8 protein-coding genes are annotated in these 18,447 nt (G+C 47.9%); 7 read left to right on the top strand and 1 reads right to left on the bottom strand.

The annotated features are described in order from the left end of the window. Window positions 1-13 precede the first annotated feature (13 nt). Window positions 14-2,191, bottom strand: coding sequence for a GH92 family glycosyl hydrolase (locus DXD25_RS10855; protein WP_117663518.1), 2,178 nt, complete (start codon window positions 2,189-2,191; stop codon window positions 14-16). Between the two features lie 774 nt (window positions 2,192-2,965). Here DXD25_RS10855 and asnB point away from each other — a divergent pair. The 7 genes from asnB (at window position 2,966) to DXD25_RS10805 (ending at window position 18,208) form a co-directional block, all read left to right on the top strand. Continuing rightward, the gene (asnB, locus tag DXD25_RS10850) at window positions 2,966-4,753 is read left to right on the top strand and encodes an asparagine synthase B (protein ID WP_117663517.1); all 1,788 of its coding nucleotides are present in this window, start codon (window positions 2,966-2,968) and stop codon (window positions 4,751-4,753) included. A 69-nt stretch (window positions 4,754-4,822) separates the two neighbouring features. Then, window positions 4,823-9,346: a glutamate synthase large subunit gene (gene gltB, locus DXD25_RS10845; RefSeq protein ID WP_117663516.1), complete on the top strand. Its 4,524-nt coding sequence runs from the start codon at window positions 4,823-4,825 to the stop codon at window positions 9,344-9,346. Between the two features lie 201 nt (window positions 9,347-9,547). Then, entirely contained in the window at window positions 9,548-10,891 is a 1,344-nt protein-coding gene (locus DXD25_RS10835) for a glutamate synthase subunit beta (protein ID WP_117663514.1), read from the top strand. A gap of 1,552 nt (window positions 10,892-12,443) precedes the next feature. Next, window positions 12,444-14,573, top strand: a complete 2,130-nt coding sequence (locus tag DXD25_RS10820; protein WP_147327898.1) for a phasin family protein — start codon at window positions 12,444-12,446, stop codon at window positions 14,571-14,573. An 86-nt stretch (window positions 14,574-14,659) separates the two neighbouring features. Next, window positions 14,660-15,787, top strand: coding sequence for an OmpA family protein (locus DXD25_RS10815; RefSeq protein ID WP_117663510.1), 1,128 nt, complete (start codon window positions 14,660-14,662; stop codon window positions 15,785-15,787). 114 nt (window positions 15,788-15,901) lie between these two features. Next, window positions 15,902-17,092, top strand: a complete 1,191-nt coding sequence (locus DXD25_RS10810; RefSeq protein WP_147327897.1) for a hypothetical protein — start codon at window positions 15,902-15,904, stop codon at window positions 17,090-17,092. 78 nt (window positions 17,093-17,170) lie between these two features. Continuing rightward, a complete protein-coding gene (locus tag DXD25_RS10805) occupies window positions 17,171-18,208 on the top strand; it encodes a hypothetical protein (protein ID WP_147327896.1) in 1,038 nt (345 codons plus the stop codon). Window positions 18,209-18,447 lie beyond the last annotated feature (239 nt).

The raw sequence follows: 18,447 nt of genomic DNA, 5'->3' as shown, positions 1-18,447 counted from the left end.
TAGTGCTTGATTCTTATGGACGGTCGGCAGGACGGGTTCCCCACTTCGATGGCTGGTTGCCCATCTGCAGTTCGAGGGTGCCGCCCTTCATGATGTCGTTATACATGATGTATGACTTGCTGTATCGCTTGCCGTTCAACTTCACAGACTGTACGTACATGTTTTCCTTGCTGTTGTTCTTGCAGACGATGTTGAAGGTCTTGCCCTTGCCCACGTTCAGTTCAGCCTTGTCGAAGATAGGGCTGCCGATGACGTACTTGCCGCCGGCTGGCTCTACCTGATAGAGACCTACGGAAGAAAGCACATACCATGCTGACATCTGACCCACGTCTTCGTTGCCGCTCAAACCGTCGAAGTCATCCTTGTACATCTCGTCCAGTGTCTGTCTGAGCAGACGGGCAGCCTTCCAAGGCTGACCTACATAGTTGTACATATAGAGCACGTGATGGCTAGGCTCGTTGCCATGAGCATACTGACCAATCAGACCAGAGATGTCTGGAGAAGCATTGGCACCCATCTCACCGGTAACGATGAAGAGAGAGTCGAGCTTGGTCACAAACTTCTTTTCATTGCCGAAGAGCTTCACGAGTCCGTGAACATCATGAGGCACCAGCCAGGTATATTGCCATGCATTTCCCTCGGTATAGTCATCTTCACGATGCTCGGCAGAGAATGGGTTGAAAGGAACACGGAACTTGCCGTCAGAACTCAGACCGCGCATAAAGCCGGTCTCCTTGTCGAAGTACTTGCTGTAAGCCTTTGATCTGTTCTCGAAGTACTTGGCATCTTCCTTCTTTCCCAGCATGCGAGCCACCTTTGCCACACAGGCATCAGCCAGCGCATATTCCAAGCCCTTGGCAACGGTTTCCTTGGTAGGCTCCTTGTCGTATGGCAGATAACCGTACTTCTTGAGCAATCCCATACCACGCTCATCGAGCATAGCCGACTTCTTCATCGCCTCGTAGGCTCCTTCCTTATCCTTCACATAGCCCTTCAGTACCATATCGGCAAGAACAGGAATACCTGGGTTACCCACCATACAGTTGGTTTCGTTACCCATCAGATGCCATACTGGCAACTTGCCCTGCTGGCGATAGATATTGATGAAGGTGCTTGCCATATCTGGCAACATGTCGGTATGGATCATGGTCATCAATGGATGAGCTGCACGATAGGTGTCCCAGAGTGACAAGGTGGTATAATTGGTGAAGTTGCCGTCATAGACCTTGCCGTCGGCACCGCGATACTGACCGTTGACATCTGAGAAGACAGATGGAGCGGTCATGGTATGATACATGGCTGTGTAGAAGATGCGGCGGGAGGTAGAATCGCTGGTCTCGATGTTCACCTTAGCCAATTCCTTGTTCCAGGCAGCATCTGCATCAGCTACTACCTGACGGAAATCCCAGCCCGGAATCTCCTTCTCCAGGTTCAGCTTGGCGTTCTCTGCACTTACAGCGGACATACCGGTCTTCACCAACAATGGCTTGGTGACATCAGCAGCGGTAATCAGCCATCTGCCGGTGCCCAGTGGCTTCACGGTAACAGGCTGGGAGAATTCTGCGAAGAAGAATGCCTTCTGGTCGTTCGCCCATCCCTTGGAGAAACGGTGACCAGCCACGGTGGTAGCTGTAGTATTATCTACATTGAAGTCCTTGGCTGCATCCCAACCGATACCCTGCTTCAGGTCGAGTACCAACTGTGCCTGCTGTGCATCAGCACCAAAGGTATAGCGCTGGAAACCGGCACGCTGTGTAGCAGTCAGCTCTACCCATACATTAGGCTGCTGCAGTTTGACTGCATAGTATCCAGGGCGCACGTTCTCGTTGTCGTGACTGAACTTGATTTGTTTCTGGTTGCCATCTGTTACGGGCAGGAAAGCCACGTCGCCTAGGTCGCCGATACCGGTACCGCTCAGGTGCTGGTGTCCGAAACCGATGAGGATGGAGTCAGAATGATGATAGCCGGAGCACCAGTCCCATCCGCGGGATGGTTCTGTAGGACCTAACTGGACATATCCGAACGGAACGTTGGCTCCGAGGAAAACGTGTCCATGTCCACCTGTTCCGATTCGAGGGTTGACAAACTGAGTTAGCTTGCCCGACTTAGCCTGTTGGGCAAGCGATACCTGAGAGTAGCCGCCGGCTAATACGCAGGTCATCATTAAAAGATTTATAATTCTCTTTCTCATAATGCTATAGTAACATCTACGGAATAATTGAATAAATTAGGTTATTTGTAATAAAACTAATAATGCTGCAAAGATACTAAAAAATTGGGAAAAACGGCACTATTCTATATATTTTTTAACTAAACTTTCTTTGTATTGATGGGGGATTGCAAATCCCTTCAGGGGTGGTCGAACCTTTTTAGACGGCGGATTTCAAATCCGCCGGAACGCCTAACGGATTTCAAATCCGCCGGAACGCCTAACGGATTTCAAATCCGCCGGAACGCCTAACGGATTTCAAATTCACCGGAACGCCTAACGGATTTCAAATTCACCGGAACGCCTAACGGATTTCAAATCCGCCGGAACGCCTAACGGATTTCAAATCTGTCGAGATGCCTCACGGGTTTTGCCCAATACGTGGGGGATTGTCTCCAAGAGCGTAAACCCGTTAGGCGTTCCGGCGGATTTGCAATCCGCCGTAAAAAAAGGTTCGACCTATAAACACCGGGGGATTTGTAATCCCCCAATAAAAGTAAATGTATCCTCCTATCTTGTTTTTCTCTCTTTGTGTTATTTTGAAATAAATAATATTGTTTGTACTTTCAAAATGAAAGTTTAAATGTGCTAATACGTGCTGATATGTAATTATTCTCCTTTTCTTAAGACAAAAGGTAATGGAAATCTTTCGTATGTTGACAAAAAGTAGTAATTTTGCAGCCGAAACATAACAAAATGTTATTTGTTTTAGGTAAAAAGAGATAAAAATAACCGTAAAAGAAAGGAAAAGATATTATGTGTGGAATCGTATCTATCTTCAATATTCAGGAGCAAACTCCTGAATTGCGACAGCAAGCGCTTCGTATGAGTCAGAAGATTCGCCATCGCGGACCAGACTGGAGCGGAATCTACTGTGGTGGTTCTGCTATCCTGGCACATGAGCGTCTGAGCATTGTTGACCCGGAAAGTGGTCGCCAACCTTTGTTTGCACCAGACAAAAAACAGGTGCTTGCCGTAAACGGTGAGATTTATAATCATCAGAATATCCGTGCCCGTTTTGCTGGCAAATACCAGTATCAGACCGGTTCCGACTGCGAGGTGATTCTTTCTCTCTATCGTGAGATGCGAGCAGATTCCGACTTTGATACCTTCATATATAAAGGTGAGGATGCGCTCCACGCCCGTATCACCCAGATGCTTGAAGAGCTGAACGGTATCTTTGCCTTCGCCCTTTACGATGCTGAGCGTGATGAGTTCCTCATTGCCCGCGACCCTATCGGTGTCATTCCTCTTTATATTGGTTATGATAAGGATGGAAAAGTGCTGGTGGCAAGCGAGTTGAAGGCTCTGGAAGGTCAGTGTGATCATTACGAGCCATTCCTTCCGGGCCATTATTATTACAGCAAGAACCCTGGCATGAAGCGTTACTATACCCGTGATTGGTTTGAATACGCTGCCATGCAGAAGAAATATCAGATTGATGATACTCAGAAGGCTGAAGCCCAGCTGAAGGATGCGGAACCTCAGGAGGAGGCTGCCGTGAAGGAGATTCACGATGCCCTGGAGGCTTCTGTAAAGCGCCAGCTGATGAGCGATGTTCCTTACGGTGTCCTCCTCAGTGGTGGTCTCGATTCTTCCGTCATCTCTGCCGTTGCCGAGAAATATTCTTCTACCCGCGTGGAGAATGGGGGCGAAACCAAGGCATACTGGCCTCGACTTCACTCCTTTGCCGTAGGTTTGAAGGGTGCTCCTGATTTGGCGAAGGCACGATTGGTTGCCGAGCACATCGGAACCGTGCATCACGAAATCAACTACACCATCCAGGAAGGTCTGGATGCCATCCGTGATGTCATCTATTTCATTGAGACCTACGATGTAACCACCGTGCGTGCCTCTACCCCGATGTATCTCCTGGCGAGAGTCATCCGAAGCATGGGTATCAAGATGGTACTTTCCGGTGAGGGTGCCGACGAGGTATTCGGAGGTTATCTCTACTTCCACAAGGCACCGGATGCCAAGGCTTTCCATGAGGAAACCGTGCGCAAGCTCGGCAAGCTCTATCTCTACGATTGCCTGAGAGCCAACAAGAGTCTGGCGGCATGGGGCATCGAGGGTCGTGTGCCTTTCCTCGACAAGGAGTTCCTGGATGTAGCGATGGGCATGAACCCGGTATTGAAGATGTGTCCTGACAAGACCATCGAGAAGAAGGTGGTTCGTGAGGCTTTCGCCGATCTGCTTCCGGAAGAAGTAGCATGGCGACAGAAGGAGCAGTTCTCCGATGGAGTGGGCTATTCATGGATTGACACCCTGAAGCAGATTACCGCATCAGCCGTCAGCGACGAACAGATGGCGCATGCTGCCGAGCGATTCCCTATCAATCCTCCACAGAACAAGGAGGAGTATTATTATCGCTCTATCTTCGCCGAGCATTTCCCAAGCGACAGCGCTGCCAAGAGTGTGCCTAGCGTGCCAAGCGTAGCCTGCTCTACAGCCGAAGCCCTTGCCTGGGATGCCTCTTTCAAGAATCAGAACGACCCTAGCGGTAGAGCCGTGGCGGGAGTTCATGAACAGGCGTATAAATAACATAGCTTTTACGAGCAAGCATATCAATAATAAAATAGTTAGAAATAACCGATATAAAACGAACAAGAAATGGAAAAAGGATTGTACAGTTCTGCCTATGAACACGATGCGTGTGGCGTAGGTATGGTGGTGAATATCCACGGTAACAAGAGTCATGAGCTGGTCGATAACGCCTTGAAGGTCCTCGAAAATATGCGCCATCGTGGTGCTGAGGGTGCCGATAACAAGACGGGTGATGGTGCCGGTATCATGCTCCAGATTCCACATGAGTTTATTCTTCTTCAGGGTATCCCTGTACCGGAAAAGGGAAAATATGGTACAGGTCTTGTCTTCTTGCCTAAGGATGAGAAGAAACAGCAGGATATCCTCTCTATTATGATTGAAGAGATTGAACGTGAGGGACTTCAGTTGATGCATCTCCGCAATGTACCTACCAATCCAGACTGTCTGGGTGAGGCTGCATTGAGCAATGAACCTGCCATCAAACAGGTGTTCATTACAGGTGTGACAGATGATAAGGTGCCAGTCTTCGAGCGCACCCTCTATCTCATCCGCAAGCGCATCGAGAAACGAATCAGCGATCCTGATTTCTATATCTGTTCGTTGTCTAATTCGAACATCGTATATAAGGGTATGTTGAGCAGCCTCCAGCTGCGTCAGTACTATCCTGACTTGACTAATAATTATTTTACAAGCGGTCTGGCTCTGGTTCACTCCCGCTTCTCTACCAACACCTTCCCTACATGGAGTCTGGCTCAGCCATTCCGTCTCCTTGCCCACAATGGTGAGATCAACACCATCCGTGGCAACCGTGCCTGGATGAAGGCTCGTGAGAGTGTGTTGAGTAGTGAGGCTCTGGGCGATATCCGTGAGATTTCTCCTATCGTTCAGCCTGATATGAGTGACTCTGCAAGTCTCGACAATGTATTCGAGTTCTTCGTGATGAGCGGTCTGTCTCTGCCTCACGCCATGGCTGTGATGGTGCCTGAGAGCTTCAACGACAAGAACCCTATCTCTGAGGATCTGAAGGCTTTCTATGAGTATCACTCTATCCTGATGGAGCCATGGGATGGTCCTGCCGCCTTGCTCTTCAGCGATGGCCGCTATGCCGGTGGTATGCTCGATAGAAACGGTCTGCGTCCTGCACGCTACACCATCACCAAGAACGATATGATGGTTGTGGCTTCTGAGGTGGGTGTGATGGATTTCGACCCAACCGAGATTGCCGAGAAGGGACGCTTGCAGCCGGGTAAGATTCTTTTGATTGATACCCAGGAAGGCAAGATTTACTATGATGGCGAAATCAAGGAACGCCTGGCTGAGGCTCATCCTTACCGCCAGTGGTTGAACACCAACCGTATTGAACTGGAAAAGCTGCGCAGCGGACGAAAAGTGGAAAACGCTGTGGAAAACCTCACTCGCAAGGAATTGGAGTTCGGTTTTGGCGAGGAAGACATCGACGGTACCATCATTCCGATGGCTACCAAGGGTCAGGAGCCTACTGCATCTATGGGTAATGATACTCCGCTTGCCGTACTTTCCGACCAGCCACAGATCTTCTTCAACTACTTCCGTCAGCAGTTTGCTCAGGTTACCAACCCTGCCATCGACTCCATCCGTGAGAACCTCGTGATGAGTCTTACCGAGTATATCGGTCGTGTAGGTTCCGGCATTCTGAACCCGGACGAGAGCAACTGCAAGATGGTTCGCTTGCCACATCCTATCCTGACCAATACCCAGCTGGATATCCTTCAGAATATCCGCTACAAGGGATTCAATACCGTCAAGCTTCACATGATTTTCGAAACCGCCAAGGGCGAAGAAGGATTGCATGAGGCTCTGGATGAACTCTGCAAGCAGGCAGCACAGAGCGTGGATGATGGTTACAACTACATCATCTTGAGCGACCGTGGCGTGGATGAGACCCATGCCGCCATCCCATCATTGCTCGCCGTAAGCGCCGTACATCATTATCTGATTGATGCCGGCAAGCGTGTACAGACAGCCCTCATCGTTGAGAGCGGTGAGATTCGTGAGGTAATGCATGCAGCCCTCTTGTTGGGTTACGGTGCATCAGCCCTCTGTCCATATCTGACATACGCCATCCTCGACGACCTCGTAAAGAAGGGAAAGATTCAGGAGGATTACCATACAGCCGAGCAGAACTATATCAAGGCTGTGAAGAAGGGCTTGTTCAAGATTATGGCTAAGATGGGTATCTCTACCATCCGTAGCTATCGTGGTGCCAAGATCTTCGAGAGCATCGGTTTGAGCGAGAGCCTGCTGAAGAGCTACTTCGGAACAGAGGTGAGCACCATCGGCGGTATCGGACTCGAGACCATCGCCCGTGATGCCATCCGCCTGCACGACAAGGCTTTCGAGACCAAGAAGCTCGACTTCCTGCCAAGTATGGGACAGTTCCACTATCGCAAGGACGGTATCAAGCACGCTTGGAACCCAGAGACCATCGCCACCCTGCAGCTCGCAACCCGCAAGGGCGATTACGATCTCTTCAAGAAATATACACATCTCGTTGACGATAAGCAGGAGCCTATCTTCATCCGCGACTTCTTCAGCTTCCGCAAGAACCCTATCTCTATAGATAAGGTGGAGCCGGTAGAGGAAATCGTGAAGCACTTCGTTACCGGTGCGATGAGTTTTGGTGCCCTCTCCAAGGAGGCCCACGAGGCAATGGCACTCGCCATGAACGCCCTCGGTGCCCGAAGCAATACCGGTGAAGGTGGTGAGGATAACGAGCGATTCCATTCTACACAGGATGGCATCAGCCTCTCCAGCAAGACCAAGCAGGTGGCTTCCGGTCGATTCGGTGTGACAACAGAATATTTGGTAAATGCAGAGGAAATCCAGATCAAGGTGGCACAGGGTGCTAAACCGGGTGAGGGTGGTCAGTTGCCTGGCTTCAAGGTCAACGAGGTCATCGCCAAGACCCGTCACTCTATCCCTGGCATCAGCCTGATTTCTCCTCCACCTCATCACGATATCTACAGTATCGAGGATTTGGCTCAGCTCATCTTCGACCTCAAGAATGTGAACCCTAAGGCGGCTATCTCCGTGAAGTTGGTAGCTGAGAGTGGTGTGGGTACCATCGCTGCCGGTGTGGCTAAGGCGAAGGCAGACCTCATCGTTATCTCTGGTGCTGAGGGTGGTACAGGTGCCAGCCCTGCATCCAGTATGCGTTTCGCAGGTATCTCTCCTGAAATCGGACTTTCTGAGACCCAGCAGACACTGGTGAAGAACGGTCTTCGCGGTCAGGTTCGCCTGCAGGTGGATGGTCAGTTGAAGAGCGGTCGTGACATCATCCTGATGGCTCTGCTCGGTGCTGAGGAATTCAGTTTCGGTACTGCCGCCCTCATCGTTTTGGGTTGTGTCATGATGCGTAAGTGTAACCTGAATACCTGTCCTATGGGTGTTGCCACACAGGATCCTAAGCTCCGTGCGCACTTCCGTGGCAGCTACAAGTACCTCATCAACTACTTCCGCTTCCTCGCCGAGGAGGTTCGTGAGTATCTGGCTGAGATGGGTTACACCTCATTGAACGATATCATCGGTCATACCGAGCTCATCGTCCGCAAGAAGGATGAGGAGATTGTTCCTACCGAGGGTGCTGATGCCGTAGAGCCAGAGGTGGCTAAGAGCATCGAGGAGAAGGCAGACTTGCTCGATTTCTCCCGCTTGCTGCATCGTGAGACAGGTCATTGCTCGCTCTATCATACGACCGAGCAGATTCATGACCTAGACAATGTGCTCGACCAGCAGTTGATTCGTGGTGCACAGCGTGCCATCGAGAACCAGGAAGAAGTGAACCTCGACTTCGCCATCAAGAATACCGACCGTGCTGCCGGTGTGATGCTGAGCGGTATGATTGCCAAGAAATATGGTGAGGCTGGTCTTCCAGACAAGACCGTGAACGTGAAGTTCAAGGGTTCTGCTGGTCAGAGCTTCGGTGCCTTCCTGGTCAAGGGAGTGGATTTCAAGCTCGAAGGTGAGACCAATGACTATTTCGCCAAGGGACTTTCAGGAGGTCGTATTTCCATCCTTCCTCCTATCCGCAGTAACTTCTCTGCCGAGGATAACATCATCGCCGGTAACACCGGTCTGTATGGTGCCACAAGCGGTGAGTTGTATATCAATGGTAAGGTAGGCGAGCGCTTCGGTGTTCGTAACTCCGGTGCCATCGCCGTGATTGAGGGTGCTGGCGACCACTGCTGCGAGTATATGACGGGCGGTAGAGTCGTAGTGCTCGGTGAAACCGGCCGTAACTTCGCCGCTGGTATGAGTGGTGGTGTTGCCTACGTATGGGATAAGAACCACAACTTCGATTACTTCTGTAACATGGATATGGTGGAGATCAACCTCGTGGAGGACAGCACCTATCGCAAGGAGTTGCACGAGCTGATCCGTCAGCATTATCTCTATACCGGCAGTAAGCTCGCCCGTACCATGCTCGATGACTGGAACCACTACGTAGAGGATTTCATCCAGGTAGTGCCAATCGAGTACAAGCGAGTTCTCCAGGAGGAGCAGGTAAAGAAGTTGCAGCAGAAGATTGCGGATATGCAGCGAGACTACTAACTTTGAACTTTGAACTTGGAACATTGAACTTTATGATTAGTATCGAGAGCTATAACTCTATGAAGCATATCATAAAGTTCAAAGTTCAATGTTCAAAGTTCAAAGGAAAAAAGTTCAAAGTTCAAAGCTCAAAGTTCAAAGGGAACAAAGTTCAAAGTAAAAAAAGTTCAAAGTTCAAAGTTCAAAGTTCAAAGTAAAACGATGGGAAATCCAAAAGCATTTTTGACTATACCTCGCAAGGAAGCAGGTTATAGACCAATTCACGATAGAATCCTCGACTTCAGCGAGGTAGAACAGACATTGAATAGCAACGACCGCCGACAGCAGGCTTCCCGTTGCATGGATTGTGGCGTGCCTTTCTGCCACTGGGCTTGTCCGCTGGGCAACAAGGCACCGGAGTGGAACGATGCCCTCTACAAGGGCGACTGGGAGTTGGCTTACCGTCTCCTCAATTCCACCAACGACTTCCCAGAGTTCACAGGACGCATCTGTCCTGCACTCTGCGAGAAGGCATGTGTATTGAATCTCATGGATCATGAACCAACCACCAACCGTGAGGATGAGTGCGCCATCGTGGAGCACGCCTTCTCTGAGGACTATGTGCATGTTGAGATTCCGGAGCGTAATGGCAAGACGGTGGCTGTCATCGGTGCCGGTCCTGCGGGATTGGTTGCTGCCAACCAGTTGAACCACAAGGGATATAAGGTAACAGTCTTCGAGGCACGTGAGAATGCCGGTGGTCTGTTGCGTTACGGTATTCCTAACTTCAAGCTCAATAAGAGCATCATCGACCGCCGTCTCCGTCTTCTCGAAGAGGAGGGCATCGAGTTCAGATACAATCAGCAGATAGACGTTACCAAGTTGCCGGAAGGCTTCGATGCCTACGTGGTATCTACCGGTACACCGACAGCCCGCGACCTGAAGATTCCTGGAAGAGAGCTGAAGGGTGTTTACTTCGCCCTGGAACTGCTTTCTCAGCAGAACCGTATCCTCGCCGGTATGGAGTTCTCTAAGGATGAATTGGTTAACTGCAAGGGCAAGGATGTATTGGTAATCGGTGGTGGTGATACAGGTTCCGACTGTATCGGTACCGCTCATCGCCAGGGTTGCAAGAGCGTAACCCAGATTGAAATCATGCCTAAGCCGGTAGAGGGTCCTGAGGATCCTAAGAATCCTTGGCCAAACTGGCCTCGCACCCTGAAGACCACCTCTAGTCATGAGGAAGGCTGTACCCGCCGCTGGAACATCAACTCTCTGGAGTTCCTGGGAAAGAACGGTAAGCTGACTGGTGTGAAGGTTCAGCCTATCGACTGGAAGCCAAACCCAGAGGGTGGTCGCCCACTGATGGTAGAGGCTGGCGAGCCGGAGATTATCAAGGCAGAGGCTGTGTTCCTGGCAATGGGCTTCCTGAAGCCACAACAGCCTGAGTTTGCCGAGAATGTATTCGTAGCAGGTGATGCTGCCAGCGGAGCTTCTCTGGTGGTTCGTGCGATGGCAAGCGGCAGAAAGATTGCTGCTCAGGTAGATAAGTTCCTGAACAAGTAATATTCGGTTATTTTTAACTATAAGTGTAGGGAGGTAAACCTTGTGACGAGGTAAGCCTCCCTTTTTTGTGTTCGTAATGGGTGAGTAGAGAGCTACTTTCGATTTTACTCTTCACTCTTCACAGAAGTGGTGTAAATTGCTGTGTGAAAGGTGTTTGCGAGGGTGAAGAGTTGGCTCACCTCTTCACCACTCTTCACCCACTCTTCACCTTGTTTTTTCGACCTGTTCGGTCTTTTAAAAGAGTCACGCAGATTGCGCAGATGACGCAGATTTTCGAATTCTCCAGAAAGTCTTCCGCCAGGCGTCCCGGCGGATTTGAAATCCGCCGTAAAAAAGGTTCGACCTATAAAGATAGGGGGATTTGTAATCCCCCAATAAAAGGAAAAGCATGCCCTTTGCTGCGGATTGCAAATCCGCAGAGCCTAAATAGGTTAGGACATTTTTTAACGCCGGATTTCAAATCCGGCGGGACGCCTAGCGGGCTTGTGGTGAAGAGTGGTGAAGAGTGGTGAAGAGGTGAGCCAACTCTTCACCTCTCAGAACCCCAGTGTTTATCGGGGTTTCAGACGATTTGGTGAAGAGTGAAGAGTAAAAGCGAGAGTAGTCTTTTTCTCTCTTCTGCTATCTTTTTCTCTCTTCCTCCTTCTCTTACCTTCTTTCGCCTTCTGTCTTCTGCCTCCTCCCGACGTGTCGTTTCTTGCCTGGCAATGGCAAGAAATTGCCCTGGCAAGGGGCAATATTGTGCCATAGCCAGGCAATATACGTTACGAGCCTCTTTACCATCCGCCAGCACTATCGTGGCGACCTCTAGGTGACGTTCTGGCACCTCGTAAGTATCATCATTACCTTATTATATTAAAAGATTTTTCGCCGGTCCACACACACGCCTTCTTCTTCGTTTCTTCAAGAACTTAAGCCCGCTAGGCGTCCCGCCGGATTTGTAATCCGGCGTTAAAAAATGTCCTAACCTATTTATGCTCTGCGGATTTGCAATCCGCAGCAAAGGAGTATGCTTTTCCTTTTGCTGGGGGGATTGCAAATCCCCCGGTTTTAATAGGTCGAACCTTTTTTTTACGGCGGATTGCAAATCCGCCGGGACGCCTAGCGGGATTTATGCTCTTGGGGATGCCTAGGTGCGTGTGGGGCGTGTGTGGCATACATGTCGTGTAGGGCATATGTGTCGTATATTTATTAACTGGATTGATGTGTATCAATCATATTGACAAGGATATTTTTCAGAAAACGTTATCATTGTGGTAAAATAGGGGAGAAAAGGAGGAGAAAAGGGGAAAGAATGCTTAAAATATTTAAAATTTAAGGCTTTTTGCTAAAAATAATGGGGCAAAAACATTCTAATTCAAAAAAAAGCTTTACCTTTGCAGCGGTATATATACATTTTGGTAACGATAAAATTGGAAACTAAGAATGAGTAAAGTAGGAGAGTGACGGCAAGACCTAAGTCAACAACATACACTGGCTGCTTCGTCGAGCCGAATCTTTCTTTAATATAATGAGTTAGACAACATAAGTTTAATTAAATTTTTTATAAAAAATGAAAAGACAATTAACTAGTATTTTGCTCTTCTCTGCCCTCTTGGTGGGTGGAGCTAGCACTTTCGTATCTTGTACAGATCACGAAAGCGACAGTGCTTACAACACTAGCATTTCTTTGGCTGATGCTATCGCTAAGCAGAAGTCTGATTTGGCAGACCTTAATCTGTGGTTGGGTAAGTTGAGAGACGAGAATCCTTCATTGGCTGATGCTATTGACGCTCGTATCAAGGCTAACTTGAAGGCTATGGACAAGGGCGCTATCTCTGAATTGGGTCAGTATGCTACATTGGATGCTGCTATCCAGGGCTCTAAGGCTTACACTGATCTTAAGAAGACGGTTGATGACCACATTAAGGCAATCGAGGAATTGCGTAAGAAGGACGAAGAAGCTGCTGAGAAGTTCACTGAATCTTTGAATAAACGTCTTGAGAAGATTGAGGGTTCTGTATCTGGTGAGGCTGAGGCTCGTAAGAAGGTACAGGCTGTTTACGACCAGGCTTTCGATTACTTGGTAAACAAGAACCTTACTAGTATCGCTATCAATGCAACAGAGAACCCTGTTTTGGGTTACTACAACGCTGCATTCCTTGGCTCTAAGTTGAACTTGGTTTCTTCTTTCTATGGTACTGCTGCTGCACAGAACCAGGATTGGGATATCACTAAGGGTGAGTTCTTGAACAATGGTGATGCTGGTAAGATTTATATTACTTTGAACCCAAATGAGATTGATCCAGAGTGTATCACTGATCTCAAGTTGGTTGATAGCCAGGGTAACGAGGCTAAGGGTTTCAAGCTGGGTGATATCCAGACAACTGATAGAGTTCTGACTTACGGTTTCACTAAGGCTGCTTCAGCTAATGGTTTCTATGAGGTTCCTGTTCTTGCAACGGATCCAGCTAACGATGACTTCTCTTTGAATAAGGGTGAGTTGAAGGAGGCTGCTAAGAATGTTCTTGCTAAGTTGAAGAACCCTAAGGAGTCTAACTTGAACTTGAGCCAGATTGCTACAACTTTGTATCGCTCTGTAAACAATCAGTTGAAAGCTTATACTGTTAAGGCTACATACTATTTGTATGATCCAACTGTTACAAACGAGGATGGCTCTAAGGGCGCTTTAGTTGAGAAGCATCAGGTTGCTCCTACATACGATATGGCTGCATTCGCTGTTAAGCCATTGTCTTTCAATACTTTGAAGGATAACCAGAGCTTGAAGAACCTCGGCTTGGCCCTCGATAAGTATATGTTGCCTACATTGTCTGACAAGTTGGGTAAGTTCATGAATGCCCTTGACTTCCAGATTAAGAATGAGAATGGTAAGCAGATCAAAATGTACTCAATGGTTTCTGGTAAGAATGTATATGCATATCAGAATGGTAAAAATGTTGTGATTGTAAACATTGGTACAGGTGATAGTTTCACTCTCGAAAATACTCAGATTTCTAAGGATCTTTCAGGATTCAATTATGATCATAATATTTATGAATTCTATCAGGATTGGTATCAGGCATCTGATGGTAATTACTATCCTACTTATGGTCTTAAACCAAAGAATGATTTGGTAACAGAGAATTATGAAAGAGTTTATGTATTGGAGACAACAGATAATACAATCGATGAGTTGATTGGTTCTATCAATGATCAGATTGGTACACAGTTGCAGCCAGTTAAGGATGCTATCACCAACGCTGCTACAAAGTGGGACAATGCAATCACTCCAGTAAACAACTTGCTCCACAAGATCAATGCTCACATCTCTGATGTTAACCAGTTGTTGCAGCCTACTATGCTTTACAAGAGCAGCAAGACTGGTGACTGGAATACTTTGAGCACACTCAAGGGTAAGCTCGGTACTCGTATGACAGGTACAGGTTCTACTGTTCTCGTTGCTACATCTTGGACTGGTGAGCTCCTCGCTCCTGCTTACAAGAAGTCTGTTTATGTAAAGGGCAACCCAGATGGTGCTAAGGTTACTTTGATGGACGGTAAAACTCCTGCTAAGAAGTTTGCTGGTAGCACTCAGAAGGTATTGTTCACAGCTACAGCTAAGGGTCCTTACACTATCGTTTACGAGGCTGTTGACTACTCTGGCGTTTCTGCAAAGAAGGAATATCATATCACTGTAGAGTAATGTAAGAAACGAATAGATGGCGACACTTGTTGCCGCCTTCTACAAGTCTTAATATAAACATTATATAATAAATAAGAATTAAAATTATGAAATTAAATAAAGTATTACTGTCAGGTGTTATTGCTTTGAGTTGCGTTAGTGCGTCAGCTCAGGAAGCAGATAAGACTGTTAATGTCTTCACTCCACATTGGTATGCTCAGGCACAGGTTGGTGGCCAGTACACATTGGGTGAGATCGGTTTCGGTAAGTTGTTGTCTCCAAATGTACAGGTAGGCATCGGCTATAACTTCAATAAGGTTGTAGGCGCTCGCTTCTCTTTGAATACATGGCAGAGCAAGGCTGGTCAGAACGTGGCTGGCAACGTTTACAAGTGGAAGTGGAACTATGTAGCTCCTATGGTTGACGCTACATTTAACCTCACAAACCTCTTCTGCGAGTACAACCCAGACCGTTTGGTTGAGGTTGGCGTATTCGGTGGTATCGGCGCTAACATCGCTTGGGGTAATGACGAGGCTGCTGATGCTCAGAAGGCTATCCTCGCTGGTGCTGGTAAGAACCTCGCTGAGGTTCAGGCTCCTTTGGAGAACCTTTGGGATGGTACAAAGACTCGCTTCGTTGCACGTGTAGGTGCTAACGTTGACTTCCGCGTAAGTGATCGCGTTAAGTTGGGCGTTGAGCTTTCTGCTAACACATTGAGCGACAAGTACAACTCAAAGAAGGCTGGTAACCCAGACTGGTACTTCAACGCATTGGTAGGTGTAAAGGTTGCTCTTGGTGAGACTCATACCACTAAGGTAATCCCTGCTCCAAAGCCAGTAGAGAAGATCATCGAGCGTATCATCGAGAAGCCAGCTCCAGCTCCAGCTCCTAAGGTTGAGTCTAAGGTTGTTGAGGAGAACTTCCGTCGTGATATCTTCTTCCCAATCGGTAACACTAACATCGCTAAGTCTCAGAGAACTAAGATTGCTGAGATCGTAGAGTACATGAAGGAGAACCCAGATGCTAAGATCACTTTGACTGGTTATGCAGATAAGGGTACTGGTTCTGTACGCTTCAACGATAAGATTGCTGCTCGCCGTGCCTTGACTGTTTACAACACACTCGCAGCTAAGGGTGTTGCTAAGAGCCGCATGATCAAGCAGTCTAAGGGTTGCCGCGTTCAGCCTTTCGAGGAGAACGATATGAACCGTGTTACTATCTGTATTGCTAAGTAATCAGGTTTAGCTAGAATACATTAGTAAACTAAATAACATAACCGATCTTCATTCTTACTATGTAAGCGATGAAGACCGGTTATTTTTTTACAGTTTCTGTTTAAATAAATGAGAATGAGAAAAAGACTATACGTACTTTTGATTTCCTGCGCTACCTTGCTCTCTGCTCACGCTCAGTTGAGCGACAAAGGATACTACCGTATTCAGAATGTGAATACCAAAAGATGGATGTCACTCTCTGACAATACAAGTACGGGTGTTGACAATGTATCAATGACGGCAGACTGTGGCGCCCTCGTCACCAAGCGCATCTGGGAGGATGTAGTAGCAGACCCGGGTTCCATCTTCTTTATCGAGAAGTTGGCTGATTCCAGTATCAGACCGAACACCATCGAGGCAAATGTCAGCGGTCAGGGTACCAGCATCAAGGAACTGATCAACTATACACTCCTCATCACCAAGGTAGGTTCTGCCTATCGTGCCTGGCAGCAGGAAAAGGGACAGCCGGTTATGCTCTGCGATCAGACAGCCGAGGATTATGATGTCAGTTCAGTCATCACAACGGGCGACAACTATGCCTGGAACATCACTCCGGTAGATGCAAGCACTAACTACTTCGGTGTCAAGCCAACCGTAACGGTTGGCGGCAAGAAGTATGCGGCTCTCTTCACCGGTTATCCTTATACCCTGGCAGAGGGTATGAAGGCATACTATATCAATAAGGTGGATGAGGCAAGAGGGGTAGCTGTCTATAAGGAACTCACAGGCGTGATTCCTGCCAAGACACCTGTGCTGGTAGAGTGTGTATCGGATAATGTGAAGGATAACCTGGTTACACCGGTTATCAATTCTGCAGCCATTCCAGCAGATAACGCTGCCACAGGTATCTACTTCTGTCTGGGTGATAAGTGGACAGCTCATTACAACTCCACCAAGTTTGATGCTACCACCATGCGTGTGCTGGCAGTCAGTGCAGCCGGTAAGCTTGCTGCTACCACTGCTACCGATAACCTCAGCACCGTGGCAATCAAAGAGAAGGATGCCAGCGGACAGCGCAAGACCATTACCGCCATCCCAGCCAACAGCTGGTATCTGAAGGTATCAGCCAGTGCTCCTAAGGAATTGACCCTGATGAGTGCTGATGAGTATGCTACCGGAATTACCCATGTCAGCAATTCTACAGACAAGCATACCTATGATGTCTATACCTTGCAGGGTGTACAGGTGAAGAAGAATGCAGCTTCACTGGATAACCTCCCTCAGGGAATCTATATCGTGAATGGTAAAAAAGTAGTTATCAAGTAAATAAAAAGCTCCAAACTCTTGTCAGTTTGGAGCTTTTTGCGTAACTTTGCAGCCGAATTTAATGAAAATCAAGAATTTATGAAGAAATATGTATTTGCCTTGGCAGCTTGGCTGCTGCCAACCCTGGGTGCTTTCGCCCAAACATTCAGTGAACCCTGCATTCCTGGCAAGGTATTCACCAAGAGTATTGACGCTTCCGTGACGATGGGTACCACCGGTATTGGTGTAGATGTTGCGCTGCCCATCAGTGAGGTGGTGAAAGTACGTACCGGTTTCTCCTGGATGCCTCGTTTTCATGCAACCATGAACTTTGGCGTAAAGGTGGGCAACCAGCAGGATACTGAAGAGGAACAGAACAAGAAGTTTGATAAACTTGCTGATATGTTGGAGGAGATGACTGGTACCCGTGTGGATAAGAGTATCGACATGGTGGGCACACCCACTATGGACAACTTCAAGCTCCTGGTAGAGGTGCATCCTTTCCGCAACAAGAACTGGCACGTAACGGGTGGTTTCTATTGGGGACCTTCTCAGATAGCCAAGGCGGAAAATGCCGTATATGATGGTACTTCCCTGGTGGCTGTCAATATGTACAACAACCTCTATGAGCGTGTAAAGGCTTCTTATGAGTACTTTATTCCTTATATGTCGCTGAACGGACAGACCGTTTATGCCGACAAGGCGCTTTATGATAAGTTCATGAGCTATGGTCACATGGGAGTGAACCTGGGTGAACGTGAGGATGGATCTATGTTCCGTCTGGAACCGGATGAGAATAATAATGTGTCGGCACGTATCAAGGTAAACAACTTCAAGCCTTACCTGGGTTTCGGCTATGGTGGCAGACTCTTTAAGGATAATGATGACTATTGGGTATCTTTCGATGCCGGTGTTCTCTTCTGGGGTGGTACTCCTAAGGTTGTTACCAATAATATATATAAGATGACCGTAGATGAGAATGGTAACAAGATTGAGAGTATGGAACCAGGCGTGGATTTGGCAAAGGATGTGAAGAACGTACCGGGTAAGGTAGGCGACTATGTGAAGTTCTTCAAGGGAGTGAAGGCTTATCCTGTTTTGGAGCTTCGTTTGACCCGCCGAATCTGGGTGAAATAAGGTAGGATGTGTGCCTACACACCCAGATAGCTTAAAAACGGCGATTTGGGGCGAAAATAGGCGATTTAAGGCGCAAAAGTGTTTAAGACTGTTAAATAATAGCGGTTTTTGAAATTTTTCTCTCCGAAAATTTGGTGGTTTCGCAAAATGTTAGTACTTTTGCACTCGCTTTTGAGAAATCGATTCTCTAAGCAATTGAAGAAAGAGTTCTTTGAAAGATTTTACATAAACAGACAAGT

Source organism: Prevotella sp. TF12-30 (assembly GCF_003436715.1).
In the GTDB taxonomy this organism is placed as follows: domain Bacteria; phylum Bacteroidota; class Bacteroidia; order Bacteroidales; family Bacteroidaceae; genus Prevotella; species Prevotella copri_A.
This window is presented reverse-complemented; position numbering and strand designations above follow the sequence as displayed.